We start from the raw sequence: 22,425 nt of genomic DNA, 5'->3' as shown, positions 1-22,425 counted from the left end.
GGGAACAGCGCCCCGGCTCACTTCGGGCCCACCAGCAACACCCCGATGTCGTTCACGTTGGTCCCCGTCGGCCCGGTGCGGATCAGATCCCCCAGAGCCTCGAAGAAGGCGTAGGCATCGTTGGCATGCAGATGAGCCATCGCGTCCAGGCCCAGGAGGTAAGCCCGGTGCACACTCTCGCCGTCCGCCAGGGCGCCGGCCGCGTCCGTCGGTCCATCGATCCCATCGGTCCCCATGGAGGCCACCACGCAATCCGGCCAGCCCTGCAGGGCGATGGCCGCTGCCAGCACCAGCTCCTGGTTCCGTCCGCCCCGACCGCTCCCGCGCACGGTGACCGTGGTCTCGCCGCCCCAGACGACACAGGCCGGGCGGGGGACCGGTTGGTCCGTGGCGGCGATCTCCTTGGCGATGGCGGCGATCACCCGAGCGACCTCGCGGGCCTCCCCTTCCATGAACGTGGAGAGCAGAAGCGGATGATAGCCCAGGCGGGCCGCTTCCTCCAGAGCGGCGCGGGCGGCCAGGCGGTTGCTGGCGATGATGTGATGGAACACCCGCTGGAAGATCTCATCGCCGGGCTTCGGGGTTTCAGGGATCCGCCCGTGGAGCCCGGCCTCCAGGTGAAGGCGCACCGGCAGGGGGACGCGCTCGAGCAGGCCGTAGCGGTTCAGCACCCGCCAGGCATCCTGGAAGGTCGACGGATCGGCGGCCATAGGTCCCGAGGCGATCACCGAGAGATCATCGCCCACGACGTCGGAGAGCACCAGGGTCACCACGGTGGCCGGGTAGGCGAACCGGGCCAGCCCTCCCCCCTTGATCCGATCCAGATGCTTGCGCACGGCGTTCAGCTCGTGGATGGTGGCCCCCGCCCGCAACAGCAGGTCCGTCACCGCCTGGAGATCGCTCAGGCTGAGGCCCTCCACCGGCCACGTGGCCAGGGCGGAGCCTCCCCCGCTGAGGGCGCAGAGGATCAGGTCCTCCGGCCCGGCTTGTTCGGCTAGGGCAGCCAGGGCCTGGGCGCCCCGCACGCTGTTCTCGTCTGGGACCGGATGCCCGGCTTCGACCACCGTCCAGCGCTCGTCGAGGGCGGCGGCCAGGTGCCCGTATTTGGTCACCAGGACTCCCCGATCGAGGCGGCTGCCCAGCAGCACCTGCAGGGCATAGGCCATCGGGTAGGCGGCCTTGCCCAAGGCCAGCACGAACACGTGACGGTAGCGCTCCAGGTCGAAGCGCTCCCCCCCGATGAGGAGCTGGTTCCCCTCCCGGCGGACGTGCCGGCGGACCGCAGCGCTCGGGTCCACCGCGCCCAGGGCCGCGTGCAGGATCTGCAGGGCATCCCGGCGAAGGGCATGCTCTTCCTTTTCGACCGACATCCCTTTGCGCTCCTCGAGGAGAGAGGTGGATTCTCCACCTTCCATTTTAGCGATGCTGCTCCCGGTAGTGATCGATCGTCCGGCTCAGGGCCATCCAATCGGAGACCAGGCAGACGAAGCCGGTGCCCTCAGGCAGGCAGAGATAAGGGCCCAGCAGCCAGCGGATCCAACGGGTGGGGATGGGGTAGCCGGCGGTCTCGATCACCAGCACCGTGTGGTCGTAAAAAGGCTCCACCCACCGTCGGTGGCGAAAGGGGAGGCGTGGGAAGATCTCCGAGAAACGGGTGGGGCGGGTGGCGCGGATCCGACGGTAGGAGACCCGGAGCGCGAAGAAGGGGGCCCGGAAGATCAGGGCCTCCGGGCGGGGCTCCACCCCGGAGAGCCGGCTGCCGATCTCCGGGACCAGCCAGACCCCCAGGGCGGCTCCCGCCAGGATCAGCAACAGGGCGTCCTGTTCCGGAGGCCAGGGATAATCGACCTCAGCGATCAGGGGGAGATAATACAGCCCGAGGGCCAGGAGCGCGATCCACCACGCGGGGCCTCGATACATGCGAGCCAGCCGCTGATACAACAAAAAAGGGAAACGCCGGGGGCGGATTCCACTCCGCTTGCTCTCCCCGGCAACCGCTCTCCGGGTCCCCTGAGGCCGGCGGAAGGCCATGCGCGTAATGCGTTCCCGAGAGAACGCCTTCGGAAGATAAGCGCTCCTGGCTCGTCTTTCAGGGAGAACGCCTGTCTTATACCCCTTGCCTCGCCCGGGCTCAGTTCAGCTCCTGCAGCTCCCCGGTGACCATGAAGATCACCCGCTCTGCGATGTTGGTCACCCGGTCCGCGATGCGCTCCAGGTTGTGGGAGATCCAGAGCAGGCGGGTGGCCCGGAAGATCGTCCGCGGGTCCTGCATCATATACGTGATCAGCTCCCGGTAGACCTGCTCGTCCAGCGCGTCCACCTCGTCGTCCCGGGCCACGGCCGCGCGGGCCTTCTCCGCATCCTGCTCCACATAGGCTTCCAGGACCTGCCGCAACATCTCCTTGGCGATCTGGGCCATGCGGGGGATGTCGATGAGCGGCTTGAGCAGGGGTTCGTCGGCCATCTCGATGGTGAGCTTGGCGATGCTCTTGGCGTGATCGCCCATGCGCTCCAGGTTGGTGGCGCAGAACATGGCGGCGATGATGGCCCGCAGATCGCTGGCCATCGGCTGCTGGGTGGCGATGGTTTCCAGGCATGCCTCTTCGATCTGATAGCGCATCCGGTTGATCTCCTCATCGAAGGCGATGATCTCCCGGGCCATCCCCACGTCCAGCCGCTTCAGGGCTTCGATGCAGCGATCGATGGCCTGCTCCACCATCCCCCCCAGCCGCAGCACATCCTGACGGATAGCGCTCAGATCGCGCTCCAGCATCACTCGCGCCTGCATCAGCCCCTCCTTCCCGGACCTGGCGCCCGTATGGTAATCCCCGGCCGGCGCCCGGTCAAGCATCCTCTGCTCCGGCTCCCATCGCTCCAGCCAGCGCCGCAGGGCCGGGAGCAGCTCCTCCCGCATCCGATCCCGGACCTCGCGGAACTCCTCCAGCATCCCTTCCTCGTCCCAGGCCCGCCGGCCGGGGTCGGGATAACCGATGTGCATCCGCTCGCCCTGGCCGGGCCAGACGGGGCACTCCTCGGCCGCATCGTCGCAGACCGTGAGGACCAGATCGAAGGGTTGTCCGATGAACTCGGACAGCGATTTGCTGCGCTGGCCGGAGATGTCGATCCCGATCTCCCGCATCACTTGGATGGCCATCGGGTGCACGTAGCCGGCCGGATGGGTCCCGGCGGAGAAGACCTCCACCCGGTCCCCCAGGGCGGCGCGGATCAGCCCCTCCGCCATCTGGCTGCGGGCAGCGTTCCCGGTGCACAGCACCAGCACGCGCGGCTTCCGCGAGCTCATCCACCCTCCTCATCCGAACCGTCCGGTGATGTAGTCCTCCGTGCGTCGATCCCGCGGGCGGGTGAAGATCTGCTGGGTGGGCCCGAACTCGATGAGCCGTCCTACCCGATCCTCCCCGGCCAGCATGAAGGCCGTGTAATCGCTCACCCGGGCGGCCTGCTGCATGTTGTGGGTGACGATCACGATGGTGTATTCCCGGGCCAGCTCCCGCATCAGATCCTCGATCTTCATGGTGGCGATGGGGTCCAAGGCGGAGGCCGGCTCGTCCATCAGCAGCACCTCGGGTTCGGTGGCCAGGGCCCGGGCGATGCACAGGCGCTGCTGCTGGCCGCCGGAGAGGGTCAGGGCGTTCTGGTGCAGCTTGTCCTTGACCTCGTCCCACAGGGCCGCCGCCCGCAGACAGCGCTCCACGATCTCATCCAGCTTGCGCCGGTCCCGGATTCCTTGGATGCGCGGGCCGAAGGCCACGTTCTCATAAATGCTCTTGGGGAAGGGATTCGGCTTCTGGAAGACCATCCCGATGCGCCGCCGCACCTCCACCACATCCACATCCGAGCTGTAGAGGTCAAGGCCCTCAAACAGGACCCGGCCGGTCACGCGGGCGGAGGGGATGAGGTCGTTCATCCGGTTGAAGCAACGCAGCAGGGTGCTTTTGCCGCACCCGGAGGGTCCGATGATCGCCGTGATCCGCCGGCGGGGGATCTTCATGGAGATCCCCTCGATGGCCGGACGGCCGTCGTAGTAGACGGTGAGGTTCTGCGTCTCCAGGACGATCTCCTCCATATGTTCCCCCTCACCACTGATAGCGCCGCTGCGAGCGATAGCGGAGGTAAATGGCCAGCCCGTTCATCGACAGCAAAGCCGCCAGCAACACCAGGATGGCCCCCGCTGCGCGGGCGTGGAAGCCCGCCTGGGGTCGAGAGACCCAGTTGAAGATCTGGATCGGGAGCACCGTGAACTTATCGAAGGGGCTCTTAGGATCGAAGGCGATGAAGGTCAAGGCCCCGATGGTGATCAGCGGGGCCGTCTCCCCGATGGCCCGGGAGAGGGCCAGGATCATCCCGGTGAGGATGCCGGGGAAGGCCACCGGCAGCACCTGATGGCGAATCACCTGCCAGCGGGTGGCCCCCAGGGCGAAGGCGGCCTCCCGCAGGCTCATCGGAACCGCCCGCAGCGCCTCCCGGGAGGCGGTGATCAGGATGGGCAGGATGAGCAGGCTGAGGGTGAGGGCGCCGGCCAGGATGCTGCGCTCCAGCCGCATCGCCCGGACGAACAGCTCCAGCCCCAGCAGGCCGTAAATGATCGAAGGCACGCCGGCCAGGTTGTTGATGTTCAGCTCGATGAGCCGGGTCAGCCGGTTGCGGGGCGCGTATTCCTCCAGGTAGATGGCGGCGGCCACCCCCAGGGGCACCGCGAAGAGCGCCGTCAGCGGGATGACCCAGACGGTCCCCAGCAGCGCGGAGCGGATCCCCGCCTGCTCCGGGAACCGGGAGGGATAGGAAGTGAGGAAGGACCAGGAGAGCACCCCCAGCCCCCGGCGGGCCACGTCGAGCAGCAGGAAGGCGAGGACCAGCAAGCCGAAGACCGTGGCTGCCAGCGCGATCCCCTCGAACAGCTTCCCTAACAGCTCCCGCCGTTGCCGATGTCCCATGCGCGCACCTCCGGCCTACCGATAAACCTCCCGATAGCGCTCGATGATCCGTATGGCAATCAGGTTCAGAACCAGGGTGATCAGGAAAAGCACCAGGCCCACCGCGAAGATCGTGCGGAACTCCAGGGTGCCGTGAGGGGTGTCCCCCAGGCTGACCTGGACGATATAAGCGGTCATCGTCTCGATCGCCCGCCGGGGATCCAGGGTCAGCGTCGGTCGCTGCCCGGCGGCGATGGCCACAATCATCGTCTCCCCGACGGCGCGGGAGGCCGCCAGGATGAACGAGGCCACGATCCCGGAGAGGGCTGCCGGGATCACCACGCGCACCGCCACCTCCAGGCGCGTGGCGCCCAGGGCGTAGGCCGCCTCCCGCAGCGAAGAAGGGACCGCATACAGGGCGTCCTCGCTCAGGGAGGAGATCAGGGGGATGATCATCACGCCCATGGTCAGGCCGGCGCTGAGGGCGTTGAAGGTCTCCAGATCCGGGATGATCCGCTTCAGAAGGGGCGTGACGGTGAGCAACGCGAAGTATCCGTAGACCACGGTGGGGATGCCGGCCAGGATCTCCAGGGCGGGCTTTAAGACAGCCCGGACTCGCGGCGAGGCGTATTCGCTAAGGTAGATCGCGCTCAGCAGCCCCACCGGCATAGCCAGGGCCACGGCCACCGCCGAGGTGAGGAACGTTCCCGCCACCAGCGGCATGATCCCGAAATGTTTCTGGGCGAACAGCGGCGTCCACTGGGGATCCAGCAGGAACTCCTTCAGAGAGACCTGCTGGAAGAAGGGGAGGGCCTCCACCAGGAGGACGGCGACGATGCCGATGGTGGTGAAGACGGAGACCATGGCCGCGAAGAACAGAAGGGCCTGGACGGCCAGCTCCCCCCATTCCCGCCAGCGGGCCGCCATGCCCCTCTGGAGACGGGCCGTAGAGATCTCCACTACCGAGCGAGCGGTCAATCCCATCGATCTTGGCTCCACGAGCGGAGGATCGTGCGAGGGGCGGCGCCTTTGGGGACGCCGCCCCCCATACCCTCTATCAAGTATAGGCAATCCGGGCCGTTCCCGGACCTCCGGAAGGCTTCACTGCTCCACTTTCAACAGGTCCTCGATCGACAGCCCCACCGGGGGCTCGCCCTTAAACAAGGTCCCCACCTTGCGAGCCTCGAAGCGCTTCAGGGCCAGCTGGTAAACCGTATCCGGCAACGGGACGTATCCGACCTGCTTGACCAGGGCGGGGCCCTTTTCGAGGTAGAACCGAACGAAAGCCTCCACCTCCGGGCGATCCACGGCCTTGCGGTTCACGTAGATGAAGAGGGGGCGGGAGAGGGGCTGGTAAGTTCCATCCCGCACCGTCTCCTCCGAGGGGAGCACACAGCCCTTCCCGTTGTCAATGGCAACCGCCTTCAGTTTGTCCTGGTTCTCGAAGTAGTAGGCGAGGCCGAAATACCCCAGGGCGTATTGATCGTTGGCCACCCCCTGCACCAGGACGTTGTCGTCCTCGCTGGCGGTGTAGTCGCCCCGGCTCGACTTGGCCTTGCCCACGATGGCCTCGGTGAAATAGTCGAAGGTCCCACTGTCCGTGCCCGCGCCGTAGAGGTTGAGGGGGGCGTCCGGCCACTCCGGCCGCACCTGGTTCCAGCGGGTGATCTTCCCCTGGGCATCCGGCTCCCAGATCTTCTTCAACTCCGCCACGGTCATGCAAGCGGCCCAGTCGTTCTGGGGGTTGACCACCACTGAGAGGGCGTCATAGGCCACCGGGAGCTCGATATATTCAATGCCGTTCTGGGCGCAGGTGTCGATCTCCTTCTGCACGATGGGACGCGAAGCGTTCGAGATGTCCGTCTCCCCGTTGCAGAACTTCTTGAAACCCCCGCCGGTGCCGGAGATCCCCACCACCACCTTCACGTCGGGGTTGGCCTTCTGGAACTCCTCCGCGACCGCCTCCGTGATCGGGTAGACGGTGGAGGATCCATCGATCTTAATCTCGCCGCTCAGGCGGGCAGGCCCCTGAGTGGGGGTAGGAGCCTGGGCTGGGGCAGGAGCGGTCGGGCTGGGAGCTTGGGCTTGAGAAGGAGCCGTCGGGGCAGGGGTGGGCGCCGCCTGACACGCCACCGCCGCGATCACCAGCAAAGCCGCAGCCTTGCTGAGAACAGAACGCCATTTCATCACACACCTCCCATCAGTTAGATGTGGTGGATCGGGGAGGGAGTTCGGGCGCCTCTTCTCCCCGCGCCAAGCCATCGCTTCTCCGCATGCGCGGCGCGACGACCCGGCCCGGCGAGAGGAGATCTACCTCGAATCTCGCTTCCCCCGGCGCGCTGGAGAGCCCGTGGAGCGCACCTCCACGCGGATCCCGTTCTCCTTCAGGAACGCGCGGAGGGCCTCCGTGTCCGGCAGGCTCAGCAGCACGTAGCGCCCCTCGCGCTTGAGAAGGATATGGTAGTAAGGACGCCAGCCTGTCTCCTGATAGGCATAAACCGGCGGATCGATCTCCCAGCCGGAGTCCAGGGCGAACAGCAGATCGGCCAGATCCGCATAGCCGGGCTGCAGGCCCTCCGGCCGGTGCTGCAGCCGGCTCCACGCCGGCAGGCACTCCGCGAACTCCTCCGCTACCGAGGGGCGCATCTTTCCCTCCCGGGTCATCGGCGATCGGAACCGATCATGCCGCCTGGCGCCACGCCCGCAGCTCCCGACGCAGCGCCTCCAGGCGCTCCAGCTCCGCCAGCATGCGTCGCAAGCGGAGCCCCTCCTCATCCTCCCCGTTGCGCACCATCCGGGTGAGCTCCTCCCGGAGCTGCCGGAGCCGCTCATCGATCTGCACCACTGTCTCCATATGCAGCCTCCTTCTCCGAGATTCCACCCTCATCTTACCGGCGTCCCCCCAAAGCGGGGTGAAGGGACCTTCCCAGTTTCTTAAAAGGATCGTTAAATCTTTTTGACATCGACGCCTTCGCTCTGGAGGGAGAAACCACAGCCGCCATCCTGGGGGGAGCCCACCGGTTTCCCCCGCAGGTCCTTCGGCTTCGTAGGGCCATGCACGGATCTGATCCAGGCGATCCAGCGGTCCGCTCCCTGGCATCCATATCCACCGTTTTGTTTTACAATTTTCTGGGATTCGAACTCCTTCGAGGCATCCCAGAAGTCTGATCCTCAGGCTTGTGTGGCACAGAAAGGGGCGGCCGATGACGATCCCTTTTGAGTCCCTGCGTCAAGCGCTGGAGGAGGAGCGGAGCCGCTTGCGGGAGGAGCTGGCGCGCCTGGATGCCCGGGCGCCGGAGGGCATCGGCTACCATGATCATATGGCCGATGATGCCACCGATGTGATGGATCAGGCGACCCGGGTGACCCTGCGTCGCCACCTGGAGGCCCGCCTGCGCGAGGTGGAAGCCGCCCTGCGACGGATGGAGGAGGGCACGTATGGGATCTGCCAGGACTGCGGCCGGCCGATTGAGGTCGCCCGGCTGAAGGCCCTCCCCTTCGCCGCCTTCTGCTTGGAATGCCAGGCCCGTCGGGAGCGGTAAGCCGGACGCGGGAGGGATGCGCGACGGGGGCCGTCCGCGAACAGGAGCCCGAACGTGCGGGCAGGAGCGCGTGCGAAGGTCTTCGGAGATCGGATCGATGCCTCCGCATCGAGATCCGTGGACGCTTCCCCGGATTGGGGCCCTGCCCGCGCCCGGCGAGGGCGGCTTCGATCCCTGAGGCAGACGTTCGGGGCTTGAGTGGAACCATGCAGCGCGCGGAGGAGGATTTCGGATGGGGCGACGCGGGTTGTTATGGGCGGTGGCGATCCTGACCTTCGCCGCCGATCAGGGGAGCAAGGCCTGGGTTCGGGAGAACCTGGCCCTGTATGAATCGTGGGCGCCCATCCCGGCCCTGGCCCGCTATTTCACCTTCACCCACGTGACCAACACGGGGATCGCCTTCGGCCTGTTCCGGGAGTGGGGCTCCGTCCTGGTCGCCGTGGCCGTGGTGGTCATCGCCTTCCTGTTGCTCTACACCCGACAGCTCGCCACCGCCCGCTGGCCGGTTCAGATCGCCCTGGGCCTGCAGCTGGGCGGGGCTTTCGGGAACCTGCTCGATCGGCTGCGCTTCGGCTTCGTCACTGACTTCCTGGACTTCAAGTTCTGGCCGGTCTTCAACCTGGCCGACAGCGCCATCGTGGTCGGGATGGTGCTGTTGCTCCTCTTCCTGGAGGAAGGCAAACCGCGCGCCCCGGCCGCGTCCCCCCCGCCGGAGGATCCCGGCCAGAACCCGTGACGCGATGCCTGGATCGATCCCATGCATGCCATTGAGGTCCGTCACCTTCATAAATACTACACCGTCCATCACAAGGCCCCCGGGCTGATGGGCTCCGTGCGCTCTTTCTTCCGTCGGCAGTATCGGGTGGTCCGGGCGGTGGAGGACATCTCGTTCACCATCGATCCCGGGGAGATCGTGGGTTTCCTGGGGCCGAACGGCGCCGGCAAGACCACCACCCTGAAGGTCCTGGCAGGACTGCTACACCCCACCGCCGGCGAGGTCCGGGTGCTGGGGTTCATCCCCCAGCGTCGGGAGCGGGCCTTCCTGCGCCGGATCACGCTGGTGATGGGCCAGAAGCAACAGTTGCTGTGGGACCTGCCGGCCATTGAAACCTTCTTGCTCAACCAGGCGGTCTACGGGATCCCGGAGGCGGAGTTCCGACGCACGTTGGATGAGCTGGCCGAGCTGCTGGATCTGGAGGGGTTGCTCACCAAGCAGGTGCGCAAGCTCAGCCTGGGGGAGCGCATGAAGTGCGAGCTGGCCGCCGCCCTCCTCCACCGGCCGCAGGTGCTGTTCCTGGACGAGCCCACCATCGGCCTCGATGTGACCATGCAGGCCCGGATCCGAGAGTTCATCCGGGAATACAACCGCCGCACGGGGGCAACGGTGCTGCTGACCAGCCACTACATGGCCGACGTGGCCGCCCTCTGCCGGCGGGTGCTGGTGATCCATCGAGGGCACCTGCTTTACGATGGGGACCTGGAGGATCTGGCGGAACGGGTGACGCCCTACCGCATCGTGCGGGTGACCATGGCCCAATCGCTCTCCGCCAGCGCGCTCTCCCCATATGGGGAGGTGCTGAGCCTGAACTCCCACCGGGCCGAGCTGCGGGTGCCGCGAGCCCGCACGGCGGAGATCGCTGCGGCCATGCTGACCGCCCTCCCGATCACCGACCTGGCCATCGAGGAGCCACCGGTCGAGGAGGTCATCCGGCGGGTGTTCGCGGAGGCCTCCGCGTTAGATACCTATGGATCGGGCTCGCAAGAGGAGGGGGAATGAACAGCTCCCCGCGCCCCACCGCGCTCTCGGAAGGATGGGCCGCTGCGGCCGCCACGCTGCGGGCCTATCCCACGCTGTTGCGCATTTACTGGGCCCGCACCCTGGAGTACCGGATCCAGATCCTGATCTGGATCCTATCGGGGGCGGTGCCGCTGGTGATGCTCGCCGTCTGGCTCTCCATGGCGCAGGAGGGCCCCGTCGGCTCCTTCGACGCGGGGACCTTTGTGGGGTATTATCTGGCGGCCATCTTCCTGCGCCGCATGACGGGCGTCTGGATCGTGTGGGACCTCAACCGAGACATCCGGACCGGGGGGTTGAGCGCGCGGCTGCTCCGTCCCCTCCATCCGCTGCATTACGACCTCGCGCGCACCCTGGCCTCCCGCCCCCTGCAAGCCCTGCTGGTCGGCCCGCCCATCGCCCTGGCCCTCTATCTGTATCCGGGCCCTCAATTGGATCTCGCCCCGGTGAACGTCGTCCGGGTCCTCCTGGCGACGTTCCTCGCCCTGTTGCTGGAGTTCTTCTTCCAGTATGCCATCGGCCTCACCGCCTTCTGGACCTCCCAGGCAGTGGCTTTCCATGAGGTCTGGTTCTTCATCAAAGCGCTGGGATCCGGTTATGTGATCCCCCTGGCCCTGATGCCCGAGGGGATCCGGAGCGCCCTGAGCTGGACGCCCTTCCCGCTGATGCTCTCCTTCCCCCTGGAGATGCTCCTGGGCCGTCTCCCGCCGGACCGCATCGCGCAGGGGTTCCTGGCCCAGATCCTCTGGCTGGCGGTAGCGGTCTCCCTGGTGACGTTGCTCTGGCGGCTGGGGATCCGACGGTATGAGGCCTTCGGGGCCTGAAACGGTCGGCACATGCCGAGGATGGGGGAAGGTCTTGGTGCCGATTGAAATCAGCCTTTTGGGGCGCTGCGCCCCGGGCGTCGGCCTCCGCCGACGCAGACGGCGTTTTGGCGGCCGGCGCAGGCCGACCGTTGGCCGAAGGCCTCTCCAGGCCGAATTTCATTCGGCACACATCCATCCCGGGAGGTGAGGGGAAGATGACAGAGATCCTGCCCGTTGGCAAGCTCCCGCTGGAATGGATGCGGCGCCTGCTGGATTACCCCATCTCGGACCCGCGGGTGCGTCTGGGGCCTGGGGTGGGGCTGGATGCCGCCGTGGTCGAGATGGGGGACCGATGCCTGGTGGTCAAGGCGGACCCCATCACCTTCGCCACCGAGGCCATCGGCTGGTACGCGGTCCAGATCAACGCCAACGACATCGCCACCACCGGCGCCGTCCCCCGCTGGATGCTGGCCATCCTCCTCCTGCCGGAGGGGCGCACGGACCGGGCGCTGGTGGAGGAGATCTTCGGGCAGCTGCGATCCGCCTGCGAGGCCCTGGGGATCAACCTGATCGGGGGCCACAGCGAAGTCACCTACGGGCTGGATCGACCGATCCTCGCCGGCTTTATGCTGGGGGAGGTGGAGCCGGAACGCCTGATCACGCCGCGGGGGGCCCGGGCGGGCGACCGGGTGATCCTGAGCAAGCCCATCGCCATCGAGGGGACGGCGGTGATCGCCCGGGAGAAACGCGCCGAGCTGTTGCCGATCTTTGGAGAAGAATTCCTCCAGCGATGCGCCGATTTCCTTTACACCCCTGGGATCAGCGTGGTGGAGGACGCCCGGATCGCCCAGCGCGCCGGGCGGGTGCACGCCATGCACGATCCCACCGAGGGGGGACTGACCACCGGGCTGTGGGAGCTGGCGGAGGCCGCCGGCCTGGGCCTTCGGGTGGAGGGCGAGGCCGTGCCGGTGTATCCGGAGACCCAGGCGCTGTGCGCCCATTACGGGCTGGATCCGTGGGGGCTGCTGGCCTCGGGCTCCCTGCTGATCGCCGCCCCTCCGGAGGACGCCCCGGCCATCCGGGAGGCGCTGATCGCCGCCGGGCGCCCGGCCGCCCTGATCGGCGAGCTGCGGCCGCCGGAGGAAGGGCGATGGATCGAGCGGGAGGGCCGGCGGGTCCCTCTCCAGCCTTTCCCCCGGGACGAGCTGGCCCGTCTCTTTGAAGGCTAACGCCACGGAAAGCGCTCCTTTTTCTCTGCATCCGGCACGCAGGCCCAACCGCAGGACCTAACCCCGCCCCCCCACCTTTTCCGCCCTTGCCGGGTATTCCATGGTGGAAGCGATCCTCGAGGAGGTGGATTATGATCCGCATCCGGCAAGGGCTTCGAGTTGCGGGCTTGGGCCTGGTCCTCCTGGGAGCCGGAGCGCTGGCCCTTCTCGGCATAGGGGCGGCCACGCGCCCTTCTTGGGGAGATCCGGCGCGTCCGGTCTGGTATAAGGGGCGGTTGGTTCCCTTCGGGGAGCTGATCGCCCGAGGCGTCGAGCCGAAGTGCCATGACGGCGCCGGCCCGGGGGTGATCACGTGCTACGACACGAACGAGGAGCTGGCCGCAGCGACCGGGCTTGACCTGCCGAACACAGATCCCGGGAAGGTCCGCGCCCTCCGGGCCGCCATGAGCGCCGGTTCGACGTCCGCGCCTTCCCTCCCTTACGTCCCAGTCTGGTATTACGGGCAGCTGGTTCCCTTTGAAGCGCTCCTGGCCCAGGGGATCGAACCCCATTGCCATGATGGGCGGGGCCCGGGCATCGTGACGTGCTACCGCACCAACGAGGAGCTCGCGGCGGCCACCGGCCTGGAGCTGCCGGGCGTTCATCCGGAGGCGGTAGAAACCCTGCGACGCCAGGGAGCCGTCGTCCCGGTGGCCTGCGCATATTACGCGGTGGTGTGGGAGCACGCGTATTACGGATGCCGGAACTTTGCGTTGTGCTATGACTACAACGATTTCCGCGCCATCAACTTTAACGGCATTGCTTCCTCCATCTGGATCCCCTCCGGGGCAGGGGCCAGCACTTACTTTGAACATATCAACTATGGGGGGGATCGCCGCACCTTCACCGCGAGTGTCCCGGATCTGACGACTTATGGTTTCAATGATCGGATCTCTTCCGCACGGTGGGGTTACTGAACATTGGACCTCACCGCGTGCTCCGGAGGGATGGGTGGATGGATGAGGCCCAGGCCGTCGAGCGGTGGCAGCGGGGCGATCCGGAGGGGCTGGAGGCGCTGGTCCGGGCGTATGAGCTGCGCGCGCTTCGCACCGCTTATCTGATCCTGCGGGATCGCATGGACGCCGAGGACGCGGTGCAGAACGCCTTTCTGCGCGCCTGGGAACACCGTCATCGGTTCGACCCCCGACGTCCCTTCTGGCCCTGGCTCCTGCGCCTTGTCCTCCGGGAGGCCCTGCGCCTGGCTGGGCGGCGGGATCGGCGTCTTTCGGCCTCTTCCCCCTCCTTCTTGGAGACAGAGGATCCTGTGGAATCCACCTGGGGGGATCCCCATCCCTCTCCAGAGCAGATGGCGGAGCAGGCGGAGCAAAGAAGACGCCTCTGGCAGGCTCTGGGGCTCCTCTCCCCGACCCAACGGACCGCCATCGTGCTGCGTTACTATCACGAGCTTCCGGAGAAGGAGATCGCCGAGCTCATGGGATGCACCACAGGCACCGTGAAGCACTACCTGTATGAAGGGCGGATCCGCCTGCGAGGCATCCTTGGATCCCCAGACGCGCCGGACCGAAAGGGAGAGGACCATGGATGAACGCGAGCTGTCCCGATGGTTAAGGGAAATCGCGGAGGAGGGAATCCCTCGCTCGCCGGATCTCTGGCCGGCTATCCGGGAGCGGATCGCTTCGCCCGCTTCCCGAAAAGCACGCCGGTGGAGGTCCGGCGGATGGCCCGCCTGGGGAATTCCACTGATCCTCGTGGCGCTGGCCATCGGGGCCGTCGCCTCTGCCGGGAGCCTGTGGAAATCCTTCGTCCTGTCCCACGGCCCGGAGGGGGCGCTGTCCGTTCAGCCGCTGCATCTGCAACAAGAGCAGGGAGGCTATCGGGTGCTTCTGGAATGGGCCTATGCGGACTGGAACGCCATCCGCATCGGCTATCGCGTGCAGGGTCCTCTGGATCCCGGGCAGCGGGCTGCGCTCTCTGAGGTCCTTCTGACCGACGAATCCGGGCGCTCATTTCCACTGGAGATGGAAGAAGGGCTGATCGGCGCTTCGGAGGCGATGCGAATAGCGTTGCCTCCCGGAGAACAGGCTTCCATCTTGTCCTTTGAGGGCTGGGCTTATGCGCCGCTTCCAGACCCCTTGCGGCTCCGGTTGCGCCTGCGCCTCGTCATCGACCTCCCATCCGGCATTCGGGAAGAGCGGGGACCGTTCGATTTCGATTTCCGCATCCCTGTCCATCCCGGAGTGATCCGGGAGGATCGGCGGACCGTGGTGGCGAACGGGGTCGCCGTGACTATGGAGCGAGCGGTGATCGCCCCCTCCGGCGTGCGGGCGCGGATCTGTTTCCCGCCGCCGGACCCCCGGCGCGTCTGGCGCCCGCTCCCGGATAGCGGAGCGGTTCGGGAGGAGGGGGATGGGTGCTTTCGTGTTTTCTTCTTCCCAAGGCCCGGCGTGGCCGCGCCGGCTCCCGGTGCCCTGCGCATCCTGGAATTGATCGGTGTGGACCCCAGGGGACAGGACGAGCCTCTCCGGCTGCCCGGGCCATGGGTGTTCCCGCTTGATCTTTCCGGGAGCGAGGTGCCTTCGCGCCGGTCTTCCGGGATGCCGGACGCCCATTTCTCCGACCATCGGCCCCGGCATCCGGTTTTCGGAGGAGATCCGTATCCTTTCCGTCCGGATAGCGTCCAGGAACTTTCCGGCACCTCAATACGTTTATAATTTAGAGAGGATCACCCGAGGGTAGCGCCCGGAAGCCCTGAACCGACCCGCCGGGAGGAACCATGTGGGGCCTTATTTTGTTGTTCATGGGTATGATGCTTCCAACCATTGCGGACTGCGTGCCGCCGGATGGGGATCCGCAGTTCTGCCCCCGACCTCGTCTCCCGCGGACGCCGGCCTCGATCTCGGGCCGCCCCTCTTCGGAAGGAGGCCGTCCCGGAGGGGGTGGAGTGAAGCAGGCCGAGCCCCTGGTGCCCTACACCTATGCCTATGTGAAGGCGCCCGCCCCGACCTATCGCTCTCCAGAGGAAGCCCTCAACGGAGGCGCACCGCGCCGCGTCTTTCCGGCCGGCTACGTATGGGTAAGCGTGCACGGGCGGGTCGAGGCGGGCGGGAAGGTGTTCTATCAGATTAACCCGGACGAATACATCGACGCCGCCTACCTGGCCTTCGGGGCGCCTTCCACATTCCAGGGCGTGGTGTTCAGCGAGCCGCCCTCGCGCCCCTTTGGCTGGATCGTGCAGGCGACGCGGCCTTCCACAGCGCCCGGCCGGGCCCCTGATCCGCAGGCCCCGTTGTTAGCGCGTTACACGCGCATTACCGTGGAGGAAACCCGCGAGATCGGCGATCAGGTCTGGTATCGAGTCGGCCCGGATCAGTGGGTGAAGGCCCAGGCCGTCGGCCTGGTGTTCCCCACCCGGCGGCCGGAGGGGATCCCATCTGGTGTGAAATGGATTGAGGTGAATCTTTCCGAGCAGACCCTGGCGGCCTATGAAGGGGATCGCCTGGTGTTCGCCACCTTGATCTCCTCCGGGCGGCCGCGGACTCCTACCGTCACCGGCCTCTACCGGATCCAGGTCAAGGTGCGGGCGACCCGAATGGATGGGAACATCTTCGGCTACTACTATCTGGAGGACGTCCCCTGGACCATGTTCTTCTACCAGGGATATGCCCTCCACGGCACCTACTGGCATGACCGCTTCGGGTTTCCACAAAGCCGCGGGTGTGTGAACCTTTCCCCGCGGGACGCCCGTTGGCTCTACGAGTGGGCGGAGCCTTATGGGGATCGACCCCTGGTGCGGGCCACACCCGACAACCCCGGCACCTACGTGTGGGTGCACCGTTAAAGTGAGGGGCCCGGCTCTTTTCGGAGCCGGGCCCACGGTTTCCGGGCCGATCAGGCGGACGGGGCGAGATACTTCCCCAGGATGGGGGCGAGATCCCGCTTAAGGGGTTCGGGGACGAGGGAGAGGTCGGTGGCGAAGGCGTGCTGGAGGGCGCTGCCGCAAGCGCACGGCCGTTCCTCCGGGAGCGTCCGGGCCAAGACCCGGATGGCTTCCTTGGCCAGGGCCACGTTGGCCGCCAGGCGCCGGATCACCATCTCCGCGGTCACCGGCTCCTCGGCCTCCCGCCACACGTCGTAATCGGTCACGTGGGCCATGGCCGCGTAGCAGATCTCCGCCTCCCGGGCCAGCTGGGCCTCCGGCACCGCGGTCATGCCGATGATGTCCGCCCCCCACTGGCGCCACACCCGGCTCTCCGCCTTCGTGGAGAACCGCGGCCCCTCGATGGTGATGAACGTCCCCCCCTTGTGCACGGTGCCCCCCACCGCTTTCACGGCTTGATAGACGTATTCGCTCAGGTGAGGGCAGAAGGGATCGGCCATCGAGATGTGGACCACCAGGCCGTTGCCGAAGAAGGAGTAGGCGCGCTTGCCCTTGGTGGCGTCGATGAGCTGATCGGGCACCACAACGTGGCCGGGGGCGAACTCCTCGCGCAGGCTCCCGCAGGCGCTGACGGCGACGATCCGCTCCACCCCAAGGGTTTTCAGGGCGTAGATGTTGGCGCGGCTGTTGATCTCGCTGGGGGAGATCCGATGGCCACGCCCGTGGCGGGGGAGGAAGGCCACCCGCCGTCCCTCCAGCGTCCCGACGATGATGGCGTCGCTGGGATCCCCGAAGGGCGTCGAGATCCGCACCTCCTCCACGTCCCGCAGGGCTTCCATCTCATAGAGGCCGCTGCCCCCGATGATGGCCAGCTTCACCGGCTCCCGCGCCATGGGTCCTCCCTTTGTGCAGGGTGAGCACCCTTTATGGTAATGGGAAACAATCCTCCATGCAACCTGCGCCTCCATTCCAACCCAGACGGGGCTTGCGCAGGCGTTCCGGGGCGGCAGGACAGCGGTTTCGCTGTCGCCCCGCCCACGTATTCGATTCGAACACAACCCTTTGATCTCTCTGTCAGGGAGCGCTCGTCTTCGATAACGGTCGCCGCGGGTGTGTCCCAAAATCGTAGGACAACTGCTCGCAGTTGTCCTACAAGGCGGCCAGGCTCGACAAAATCGGGACACACCCGTCGCTGGGCAGGAGGCGTCCCCCTTGCCTGCCCGTCCTGCTCGTGTTAGTCTTCTTAACAACAAGTTCTCTCCCGGATCCATCCGCGCGCGGAGGATTCCGTCCACCGCGAGAGGGGCGGATCTGCGAATCCTGAAGTGCGAAGCTGCAGGAGGCGCCCATGGTTGGAAAGCGTATGCGTCGTGCTTTGCCCTGGCTGGGCCTGGCGACGCTGGTGGCCCTGACCGCGTGCCGCCCCACGCGCTCCCGCTCCGGCCCCGTGCCCACGGCGACCCCTCCGGAGCTGCTCTTCGGCGCGCCGACGGCGACCGCGACGGCCGCGCCCGCAATGCCGCCCACGCCGACGCTCCTGCCGGTCACCCCCATCATGCCCGAAGGTGCCCCCACGCCCACACCCTTCTTCTCCCCGCTTCCTCCGCCCACGCCGGTCGCTCCGGCCCCCACCGCCGCGCCGCCCGCCCAGGTGACCCACGTGGTCCAGCCAGGGGAGACATTGTTCCGCATCGCCCTCCGCTATGGGACCACGGTAGAGGCCATCGCCCGGGCGAACAACCTGATCAACCCAGACTTCATCGTGCCCGGTCAGCGGCTGGTGATCCCGGTCTCCGCGCCGGCTGCCGGGACGCCCACCGGGGGCGAGCGGGTTTACATCGTCCAGCCCGGGGATAACCTGTTCCGCATCGGGCTGAAGTTCAACATGCTGTGGACGGTGATCGCCGCCCGGAACGGGATCACCAACCCGAACGCGATCTACCCCGGCCAGCGGCTGATCATCCCCAGCCCCTAAACCATGGGGACGTCTCCAGAGCGTATGGATCCGATCGCTGCCGAGGTCCCGCTGGAGAGTCGGAGGATCTACGAGGGCCGGATCCTCAACATGCGGGTGGATCAGGTCCGCCTGCCCTCCGGGGGAACGGCGCTGCGGGAGGTGGTGGAGTATCGCGGCGCCGTCGCCGTCGTGCCGGTCCTGGACGACGAGCACGTGGTCCTGGTCCGCCAGTTCCGTTACGCGGTGGGTCAGATCTCGCTGGAGATCCCCGCCGGCACCCTGGAGCCGGGGGAAGATCCGCTGACGTGCGCCCGTCGGGAACTGGCGGAGGAGACCGGCTATCAGGCCGCCCGATGGGAGCGGCTGGGGACCATCTGGCCCACGCCTGCCTACAGCACCGAGGAGATCGTCCTCTTCCTCGCCCGCGATCTGACGCCGGGCCCGGCCCATCCGGAGGTCGATGAAGTGCTCCAGGTGGTCCTCATGCGCTGGGTGGATCTGTGGGAGGCCATCGAGGATGGACGCCTGCGGGACGCCAAGAGCATCGTGGCCCTGACCTGGGCGGCCCGCCGGCTGGGGAGGGTCTGAGATGGCCGAGCAGGCGGCCTCCGTTCGGACCCCACGCGCCTTCCCGATCTTCCCAGCCGCCGTCCTCCTGCTGATCCTCGGGCTGGGGCTGGTGACGGCGGGGGCGCTGGAGTGGATCTACGCCGGGCGGATCTGGCCCGGGGTGTTCATCGGCGCCGTGCCGGTGGGCGGGCTCACCGAAGCGGAGGCGCAGGCGCGCTGGCAGGCCACCCTGCCGGACCCCCAGCGTCCTTTCCTGACCCTCCAGGGCCCCGGGCTCCAGCGGACCCTCTCGCTGACGGACCTGGGCGCCTCTGTGGATATCCCGGGCACCCTGGAAGAGGCGATGCGGGCCGGCCGCGGCCGCGGATGGCTCGACGTCTGGGATCGCCTGTGGATCTGGTGGGCCGGATATGGGGTGGCGCCACGGGTGGTGGTGGAGCTCGAACGCCTGGAGGCGCAGATCGAGGCCCTGGCCGCCGCCATCGATCGCCCCCCTCAGGACGCCGCCCTGGAGATCCGGGAGGGAGAGGTCCGGGTGCTCCCCGCCCGGGCGGGGATCCGGCTGGATCGCACCGCCACGCGGGCGCGCCTGCTGGAGGCCCTCTCGGCATTGCAACCTGTGACGCTCGCCCTCCCGGTGGAGACCGTGCCCCCTTCCCTGACGGAGGTCGAGCCGGCGCGGACGCAGCTGGCGCAATGGCTGGAGGGGCCGATTCGCCTCTTCGTCCCGACGGACACGTTCACGGTCACGCTGCCCCTGAGCGCCACCGGCCCATGGGAGCTCTCCCCCGCCGAGCTGGGCCGCATGATCGCCCTGGAGCGGGTGGAGGCTCCTACGCCCCACCTGGAAGCCCGGCTGGAGGAGGAGCGCCTGCAGGAGTGGCTCTCGCCCATCGTGCAGACCCTGCAGGTGGACCCCGTGGACGCCCGCTTCGTTTTCGATGAAGGCTCGCGCCGCCTGATCCCCATCGCGCCCTCCCGCTGGGGATACCGAGTGGACATCCCCACGACCATCGCCCGCATCCGGGAGAGCCTCCGCGGGCCCACTCGAGAGGTCCCCATCGCCCTCACGCTGATCCCCCCGCGCTATCCGGAGACCATCACGGCGGAGGAGCTGGGGATCACCGGGCGGATCGCGGAGGCCGTCACGAACTTCAAAGGCTCCCCACCCCCTCGGGTGCGGAACATCACGTTGGGCGCCGCCCGCATGCACGGCGTGATCGTCCCCCCCGGCGAAGTGTTCTCCTTCAACGCCCACCTGGGGGATGTCAGTGTGGATGCCGGCTTTGAGGAGGCATTGATCATCTACAACGGGCGGACGATCCGAGGCGTGGGTGGGGGGCTCTGTCAGGTTTCCACCACTCTGTTCCGCGCCGCCTTCTTCGGGGGCTTTCCCATCGTGGAGCGCTGGCCTCACGCCTATCGGGTCGGCTGGTATGAGCGGACCTTCGGGCCCGGGCTGGACGCGGCCATCTTCAGCCCCTATGCCGATTTCAAGTTCCGCAACGATCGGGAGACCCCCATCCTGATCACGGCGAAGGTGGACCCCGAGGCGGGGACCCTCACCTTCACGATCTACGGGGCGGACGACGGCCGCCGGGTGATCATTGAGGGCCCCTTCGTCTCGAACATCGTCCCCCACGGGCCGGACATCTACGAGGTGGATCCCACCCTGCCGAAGGGCCGCGTCGTTCAGGTGGACTGGGCGGTGGACGGGGCCGACGTGCTGGTGAAGCGCCGGGTGGAGCGGAACGGCCAGATCCTCTATGAGGACCGGGTGTTCACCCGCTACCAGCCCTGGCGGGCGGTCTTCAAGGTCGGCACTGGGGAGCCGTGAAGGCCCCTCACGGGCGGACGATCAGCTCGCTGATCAGGAGGCTGTTGTTCACCGCGCTGGAGTAGCCCGGGCTGAGGACGATGACGCGGGCCGCCGGGTTGCCCTCCGGGTAAAGCCCGGTGCGCAGCTGATAGGTCCCGGGCGGGGCGTTCCCTGGGATGGGCAGGGCCAGGGGATCGCGGACGATCTGCCCGGGCTGCCAGGCCGGGATCGGCGGGTTGGGCTGGGCGTCCCGCTGGGCGATGAGCTGGCCGTTCGGGCCGATGAGGTGGACGAAGATCACCAGGGGCTGATCCACCCGCTGCAGGGAGCGCCACTCCAGCGTCGCCGCCACCACTTCCCCAGGCCGGAACGTCCGTTGCGGCAGATCCACGGCGTCCAGCATCACCCAGTTGGCGAAGTTGGCCCCGATCTCCACCCGCGTCCCGGCGCTGACGGTGAGGGTGAGGGGCTGGCCCACCCCCAGCAAGGCCCCCGGCGGCGGCGTCTGCTCCAGGATCCGCCCGGGCGGCTCCGGGCTCCACACCCGCTCCACCCGCACATCCCATCCATATGAGCGCAGGCCATTCAGGATGTTGTCGTCCAGCGTATAGCCGATCACGTTAACCACCGGGAAAGTCGGGCCGCCCCGGTTGATGGTGACCCGGATCGGCTCCCCGGGATGGAGGCTCGCCCCGGGGGGAGGCTCCTGCTCGATCACCACGCCGGCCGGCCGCTGGGGATCCTCCACCTCCCGGACGACGGTGAACCCCAGGCCGAGCCCGGCGGCGCGGGCCTGCGCCTCCGCCACGGCCAACCCCCGCAGGTCAGGGACCTGAACCGTGGGGACGATGGTGGGGGGCGGGGTGGGCGTGGGAAGGCCGGAGGGGCTGCCCAGGTAGGCCCGGTAGACCATGATCCAGAGGGGGATCAGGCCCAGCAGGGCCAGGGCCGCCAGCACCCCCAGGAGCCAGAGCACCCAGTCCCGCTCCTCCGGCAAGGCGGGCGCCGGGGGGATCGGCCGGGTGGTCGCCTCCCGGGCTGGCTCCGGAGGAGGGGCCGGCGCGGCGGCCGGATGACGGCGGAGGAGCACCTGGGCCAGCTGGTCCGCGTTGCGATAGCGCCGGGCGGGCTCCTTCTCTAGGCACGTTAGGATGATCGCAGCCACATCTTCCGGTAAGGCCGGGTTGAAGACCTTGGGGGAAGGCGGCCGCTGCGTCAGGTGGGCCTGGATCAGCTCCGCCGGCGTGCCGGCCTCGAAGGGCAGACGGCCCGTCAGCATCTCATAGAGGATGAGCCCCAGGCTATACACATCGGAGGCCGGCGTGGGAGGGCCGCCGGCCGCCTGCTCTGGGGAAAGATACTGCGGGGTCGCCCAGGTGGTGCGATCGGGATCCCGGGACCACAGGACAGCGGCGATCCCGAAGTCCGCCACCTTCACCTCTCCGGAGCGGGAGACCAGGATGTTCTGGGGCTTGAGGTCGCCGTGGACGATGTGGTTGCGGTGGGCATAGCCCACGGCGGCGCAGATCTGCAGGAACAGCTCCAGAGCGCGGTCCAGGGCCAAGGGCGCCCCGTGCCGGATGAGGGTCTTGAGGTCCCATCCGTCCACATATTCCATCACAAAGTAGGGCTGCTCATTCTCCCAGCCGAAATCGTAGACGGTCACCAGGTTGGGGTGGGAGAGGTTGGCCAGGAGGCGGGCTTCCGCCTCCAGCTGCCGGCGCAGCTCTGGATCCCGCAGGCGATCGTCGCGGAGGACCTTCACGGCCACCGGGCGCTGGAGGACGGTGTCGAAGGCGCGGTAGACCACCGCGAACCCGCCGCGGCCCAGCGTGCCCAGGATGCGATACCTTCCGGCGAACAGGTTCTCCGCCATCTTCACCTCGACAGAGGCCCGGG

The 22,425-nt window shown here is 67.6% G+C and carries 22 protein-coding genes and 1 pseudogene; 12 read left to right on the top strand and 11 right to left on the bottom strand.

Going from position 1 to position 22,425, the window contains the following annotated elements; genetic code table 11:
* Positions 1 to 17: 17 nt before the first annotated feature.
* The 9 genes from CFB18_RS11285 to CFB18_RS15380 all read right to left on the bottom strand — a co-directional run bounded on the left by CFB18_RS11285 (position 18) and on the right by CFB18_RS15380 (position 7,785).
* Entirely contained in the window at positions 18 to 1,370 is a 1,353-nt protein-coding gene (locus tag CFB18_RS11285; protein WP_088571953.1) for a glycerate kinase type-2 family protein, read from the bottom strand.
* Positions 1,371 to 1,416: 46 nt separating this feature from the next.
* Entirely contained in the window at positions 1,417 to 1,920 is a 504-nt protein-coding gene (locus CFB18_RS11280) for a hypothetical protein (RefSeq protein ID WP_143597592.1), read from the bottom strand.
* 211 nt (positions 1,921 to 2,131) lie between these two features.
* Entirely contained in the window at positions 2,132 to 3,301 is a 1,170-nt protein-coding gene (gene phoU / locus CFB18_RS16575) for a phosphate signaling complex protein PhoU (RefSeq protein WP_088571900.1), read from the bottom strand.
* A 9-nt stretch (positions 3,302 to 3,310) separates the two neighbouring features.
* Complete coding sequence (pstB, locus tag CFB18_RS11270) at positions 3,311 to 4,084, bottom strand: phosphate ABC transporter ATP-binding protein PstB (protein ID WP_088571899.1); 774 nt, start codon at positions 4,082 to 4,084, stop codon at positions 3,311 to 3,313.
* Between the two features lie 10 nt (positions 4,085 to 4,094).
* The gene (gene pstA / locus CFB18_RS11265; RefSeq protein WP_088571898.1) at positions 4,095 to 4,952 is read right to left on the bottom strand and encodes a phosphate ABC transporter permease PstA; all 858 of its coding nucleotides are present in this window, start codon (positions 4,950 to 4,952) and stop codon (positions 4,095 to 4,097) included.
* Between the two features lie 15 nt (positions 4,953 to 4,967).
* Positions 4,968 to 5,858 (bottom strand): phosphate ABC transporter permease subunit PstC, encoded by an 891-nt coding sequence (gene pstC / locus CFB18_RS11260; protein WP_407084013.1) that lies wholly within the window; start codon positions 5,856 to 5,858, stop codon positions 4,968 to 4,970.
* Positions 5,859 to 6,032: 174 nt separating this feature from the next.
* On the bottom strand, positions 6,033 to 7,118 hold the full coding sequence (locus tag CFB18_RS11255) for a PstS family phosphate ABC transporter substrate-binding protein (RefSeq protein ID WP_088571896.1): 1,086 nt from the start codon (positions 7,116 to 7,118) through the stop codon (positions 6,033 to 6,035).
* 123 nt (positions 7,119 to 7,241) lie between these two features.
* On the bottom strand, positions 7,242 to 7,577 hold the full coding sequence (locus tag CFB18_RS11250; protein WP_088571895.1) for a hypothetical protein: 336 nt from the start codon (positions 7,575 to 7,577) through the stop codon (positions 7,242 to 7,244).
* 34 nt (positions 7,578 to 7,611) lie between these two features.
* Positions 7,612 to 7,785, bottom strand: coding sequence for a hypothetical protein (locus CFB18_RS15380; protein WP_159461723.1), 174 nt, complete (start codon positions 7,783 to 7,785; stop codon positions 7,612 to 7,614).
* A gap of 349 nt (positions 7,786 to 8,134) precedes the next feature.
* Between CFB18_RS15380 and CFB18_RS11245 the strand changes: the two genes are divergently transcribed.
* The 9 genes and pseudogenes from CFB18_RS11245 to CFB18_RS11205 all read left to right on the top strand — a co-directional run bounded on the left by CFB18_RS11245 (position 8,135) and on the right by CFB18_RS11205 (position 16,141).
* Complete coding sequence (locus CFB18_RS11245) at positions 8,135 to 8,473, top strand: TraR/DksA family transcriptional regulator (protein WP_088571894.1); 339 nt, start codon at positions 8,135 to 8,137, stop codon at positions 8,471 to 8,473.
* Positions 8,474 to 8,705: 232 nt separating this feature from the next.
* Entirely contained in the window at positions 8,706 to 9,209 is a 504-nt protein-coding gene (gene lspA / locus CFB18_RS11240; protein WP_088571893.1) for a signal peptidase II, read from the top strand.
* Between the two features lie 150 nt (positions 9,210 to 9,359).
* Positions 9,360 to 10,250: pseudogene (locus CFB18_RS11235) on the top strand (ABC transporter ATP-binding protein); the annotation flags it as partial.
* Positions 10,247 to 11,092: an ABC transporter permease gene (locus tag CFB18_RS11230; RefSeq protein WP_088571891.1), complete on the top strand. Its 846-nt coding sequence runs from the start codon at positions 10,247 to 10,249 to the stop codon at positions 11,090 to 11,092. The pseudogene CFB18_RS11235 and the gene CFB18_RS11230, both read left to right, overlap by 4 nt.
* Before the next feature lie 197 nt (positions 11,093 to 11,289).
* Positions 11,290 to 12,303: an AIR synthase family protein gene (locus tag CFB18_RS11225; protein WP_088571890.1), complete on the top strand. Its 1,014-nt coding sequence runs from the start codon at positions 11,290 to 11,292 to the stop codon at positions 12,301 to 12,303.
* A 131-nt stretch (positions 12,304 to 12,434) separates the two neighbouring features.
* Complete coding sequence (locus tag CFB18_RS11220; RefSeq protein WP_088571889.1) at positions 12,435 to 13,259, top strand: beta/gamma crystallin family protein; 825 nt, start codon at positions 12,435 to 12,437, stop codon at positions 13,257 to 13,259.
* Between the two features lie 38 nt (positions 13,260 to 13,297).
* Positions 13,298 to 13,888 carry an RNA polymerase sigma factor gene (locus CFB18_RS11215; protein WP_088571888.1) on the top strand — a complete coding sequence of 197 codons (591 nt, stop codon included), beginning with the start codon at positions 13,298 to 13,300 and terminating at the stop codon, positions 13,886 to 13,888.
* A complete protein-coding gene (locus tag CFB18_RS11210) occupies positions 13,881 to 15,014 on the top strand; it encodes a hypothetical protein (RefSeq protein ID WP_088571887.1) in 1,134 nt (377 codons plus the stop codon). The genes CFB18_RS11215 and CFB18_RS11210 overlap by 8 nt, the downstream gene beginning before the upstream one ends.
* A gap of 230 nt (positions 15,015 to 15,244) precedes the next feature.
* The gene (locus CFB18_RS11205) at positions 15,245 to 16,141 is read left to right on the top strand and encodes a L,D-transpeptidase (RefSeq protein WP_159461722.1); all 897 of its coding nucleotides are present in this window, start codon (positions 15,245 to 15,247) and stop codon (positions 16,139 to 16,141) included.
* Positions 16,142 to 16,191: 50 nt separating this feature from the next.
* Here CFB18_RS11205 and mtnP read toward each other — a convergent pair whose 3' ends face one another.
* A complete protein-coding gene (mtnP, locus tag CFB18_RS11200) occupies positions 16,192 to 17,073 on the bottom strand; it encodes an S-methyl-5'-thioadenosine phosphorylase (RefSeq protein ID WP_088571885.1) in 882 nt (293 codons plus the stop codon).
* Between the two features lie 455 nt (positions 17,074 to 17,528).
* Here mtnP and CFB18_RS11195 point away from each other — a divergent pair, with 455 nt between their 5' ends.
* From CFB18_RS11195 to CFB18_RS11185, 3 genes are read left to right on the top strand one after another with little or no spacing between them, the layout of a single operon-like run.
* On the top strand, positions 17,529 to 18,155 hold the full coding sequence (locus CFB18_RS11195) for a LysM peptidoglycan-binding domain-containing protein (protein WP_088571884.1): 627 nt from the start codon (positions 17,529 to 17,531) through the stop codon (positions 18,153 to 18,155).
* Positions 18,156 to 18,179: 24 nt separating this feature from the next.
* Complete coding sequence (locus CFB18_RS11190; protein ID WP_200808185.1) at positions 18,180 to 18,725, top strand: NUDIX domain-containing protein; 546 nt, start codon at positions 18,180 to 18,182, stop codon at positions 18,723 to 18,725.
* A gap of 1 nt (position 18,726) precedes the next feature.
* On the top strand, positions 18,727 to 20,544 hold the full coding sequence (locus CFB18_RS11185) for a VanW family protein (protein ID WP_088571883.1): 1,818 nt from the start codon (positions 18,727 to 18,729) through the stop codon (positions 20,542 to 20,544).
* A 7-nt stretch (positions 20,545 to 20,551) separates the two neighbouring features.
* Here the strand turns inward: CFB18_RS11185 and CFB18_RS11180 are convergent, their stop codons facing one another.
* Positions 20,552 to 22,402: a protein kinase domain-containing protein gene (locus tag CFB18_RS11180; RefSeq protein WP_088571882.1), complete on the bottom strand. Its 1,851-nt coding sequence runs from the start codon at positions 22,400 to 22,402 to the stop codon at positions 20,552 to 20,554.
* Positions 22,403 to 22,425: the final 23 nt, after the last annotated feature.

Origin of the sequence: Thermoflexus hugenholtzii JAD2, from assembly GCF_900187885.1 — a bacterium.
Taxonomy (GTDB): Bacteria; Chloroflexota; Anaerolineae; order Thermoflexales; family Thermoflexaceae; genus Thermoflexus; species Thermoflexus hugenholtzii.
The sequence above is the reverse complement of the archived record's forward strand: the minus strand, read 5'-3'. Positions and strand labels throughout refer to the sequence as shown.

Excerpts from the sequence above, each read along its gene's own strand:
- CFB18_RS11285 (WP_088571953.1), bottom strand. The coding sequence starts at position 1,370 with ATGTCGGTCGAAAAGGAAGAGCATGCCCTTCGCCGGGATGCCCTGCAG.
- CFB18_RS11280 (WP_143597592.1), bottom strand. The coding sequence starts at position 1,920 with ATGTATCGAGGCCCCGCGTGGTGGATCGCGCTCCTGGCCCTCGGGCTG.
- phoU (WP_088571900.1), bottom strand. The coding sequence starts at position 3,301 with ATGAGCTCGCGGAAGCCGCGCGTGCTGGTGCTGTGCACCGGGAACGCT.
- pstB (WP_088571899.1), bottom strand. The coding sequence starts at position 4,084 with ATGGAGGAGATCGTCCTGGAGACGCAGAACCTCACCGTCTACTACGAC.
- pstA (WP_088571898.1), bottom strand. The coding sequence starts at position 4,952 with ATGGGACATCGGCAACGGCGGGAGCTGTTAGGGAAGCTGTTCGAGGGG.
- pstC (WP_407084013.1), bottom strand. The coding sequence starts at position 5,858 with ATGGCGGCCCGCTGGCGGGAATGGGGGGAGCTGGCCGTCCAGGCCCTT.
- CFB18_RS11255 (WP_088571896.1), bottom strand. The coding sequence starts at position 7,118 with ATGAAATGGCGTTCTGTTCTCAGCAAGGCTGCGGCTTTGCTGGTGATC.
- CFB18_RS11250 (WP_088571895.1), bottom strand. The coding sequence starts at position 7,577 with ATGCGCCCCTCGGTAGCGGAGGAGTTCGCGGAGTGCCTGCCGGCGTGG.
- CFB18_RS15380 (WP_159461723.1), bottom strand. The coding sequence starts at position 7,785 with ATGGAGACAGTGGTGCAGATCGATGAGCGGCTCCGGCAGCTCCGGGAG.
- CFB18_RS11245 (WP_088571894.1), top strand. The coding sequence starts at position 8,135 with ATGACGATCCCTTTTGAGTCCCTGCGTCAAGCGCTGGAGGAGGAGCGG.
- lspA (WP_088571893.1), top strand. The coding sequence starts at position 8,706 with ATGGGGCGACGCGGGTTGTTATGGGCGGTGGCGATCCTGACCTTCGCC.
- CFB18_RS11230 (WP_088571891.1), top strand. The coding sequence starts at position 10,247 with ATGAACAGCTCCCCGCGCCCCACCGCGCTCTCGGAAGGATGGGCCGCT.
- CFB18_RS11225 (WP_088571890.1), top strand. The coding sequence starts at position 11,290 with ATGACAGAGATCCTGCCCGTTGGCAAGCTCCCGCTGGAATGGATGCGG.
- CFB18_RS11220 (WP_088571889.1), top strand. The coding sequence starts at position 12,435 with ATGATCCGCATCCGGCAAGGGCTTCGAGTTGCGGGCTTGGGCCTGGTC.
- CFB18_RS11215 (WP_088571888.1), top strand. The coding sequence starts at position 13,298 with ATGGATGAGGCCCAGGCCGTCGAGCGGTGGCAGCGGGGCGATCCGGAG.
- CFB18_RS11210 (WP_088571887.1), top strand. The coding sequence starts at position 13,881 with ATGGATGAACGCGAGCTGTCCCGATGGTTAAGGGAAATCGCGGAGGAG.
- mtnP (WP_088571885.1), bottom strand. The coding sequence starts at position 17,073 with ATGGCGCGGGAGCCGGTGAAGCTGGCCATCATCGGGGGCAGCGGCCTC.
- CFB18_RS11195 (WP_088571884.1), top strand. The coding sequence starts at position 17,529 with ATGGTTGGAAAGCGTATGCGTCGTGCTTTGCCCTGGCTGGGCCTGGCG.
- CFB18_RS11190 (WP_200808185.1), top strand. The coding sequence starts at position 18,180 with ATGGATCCGATCGCTGCCGAGGTCCCGCTGGAGAGTCGGAGGATCTAC.
- CFB18_RS11185 (WP_088571883.1), top strand. The coding sequence starts at position 18,727 with ATGGCCGAGCAGGCGGCCTCCGTTCGGACCCCACGCGCCTTCCCGATC.
- CFB18_RS11180 (WP_088571882.1), bottom strand. The coding sequence starts at position 22,402 with ATGGCGGAGAACCTGTTCGCCGGAAGGTATCGCATCCTGGGCACGCTG.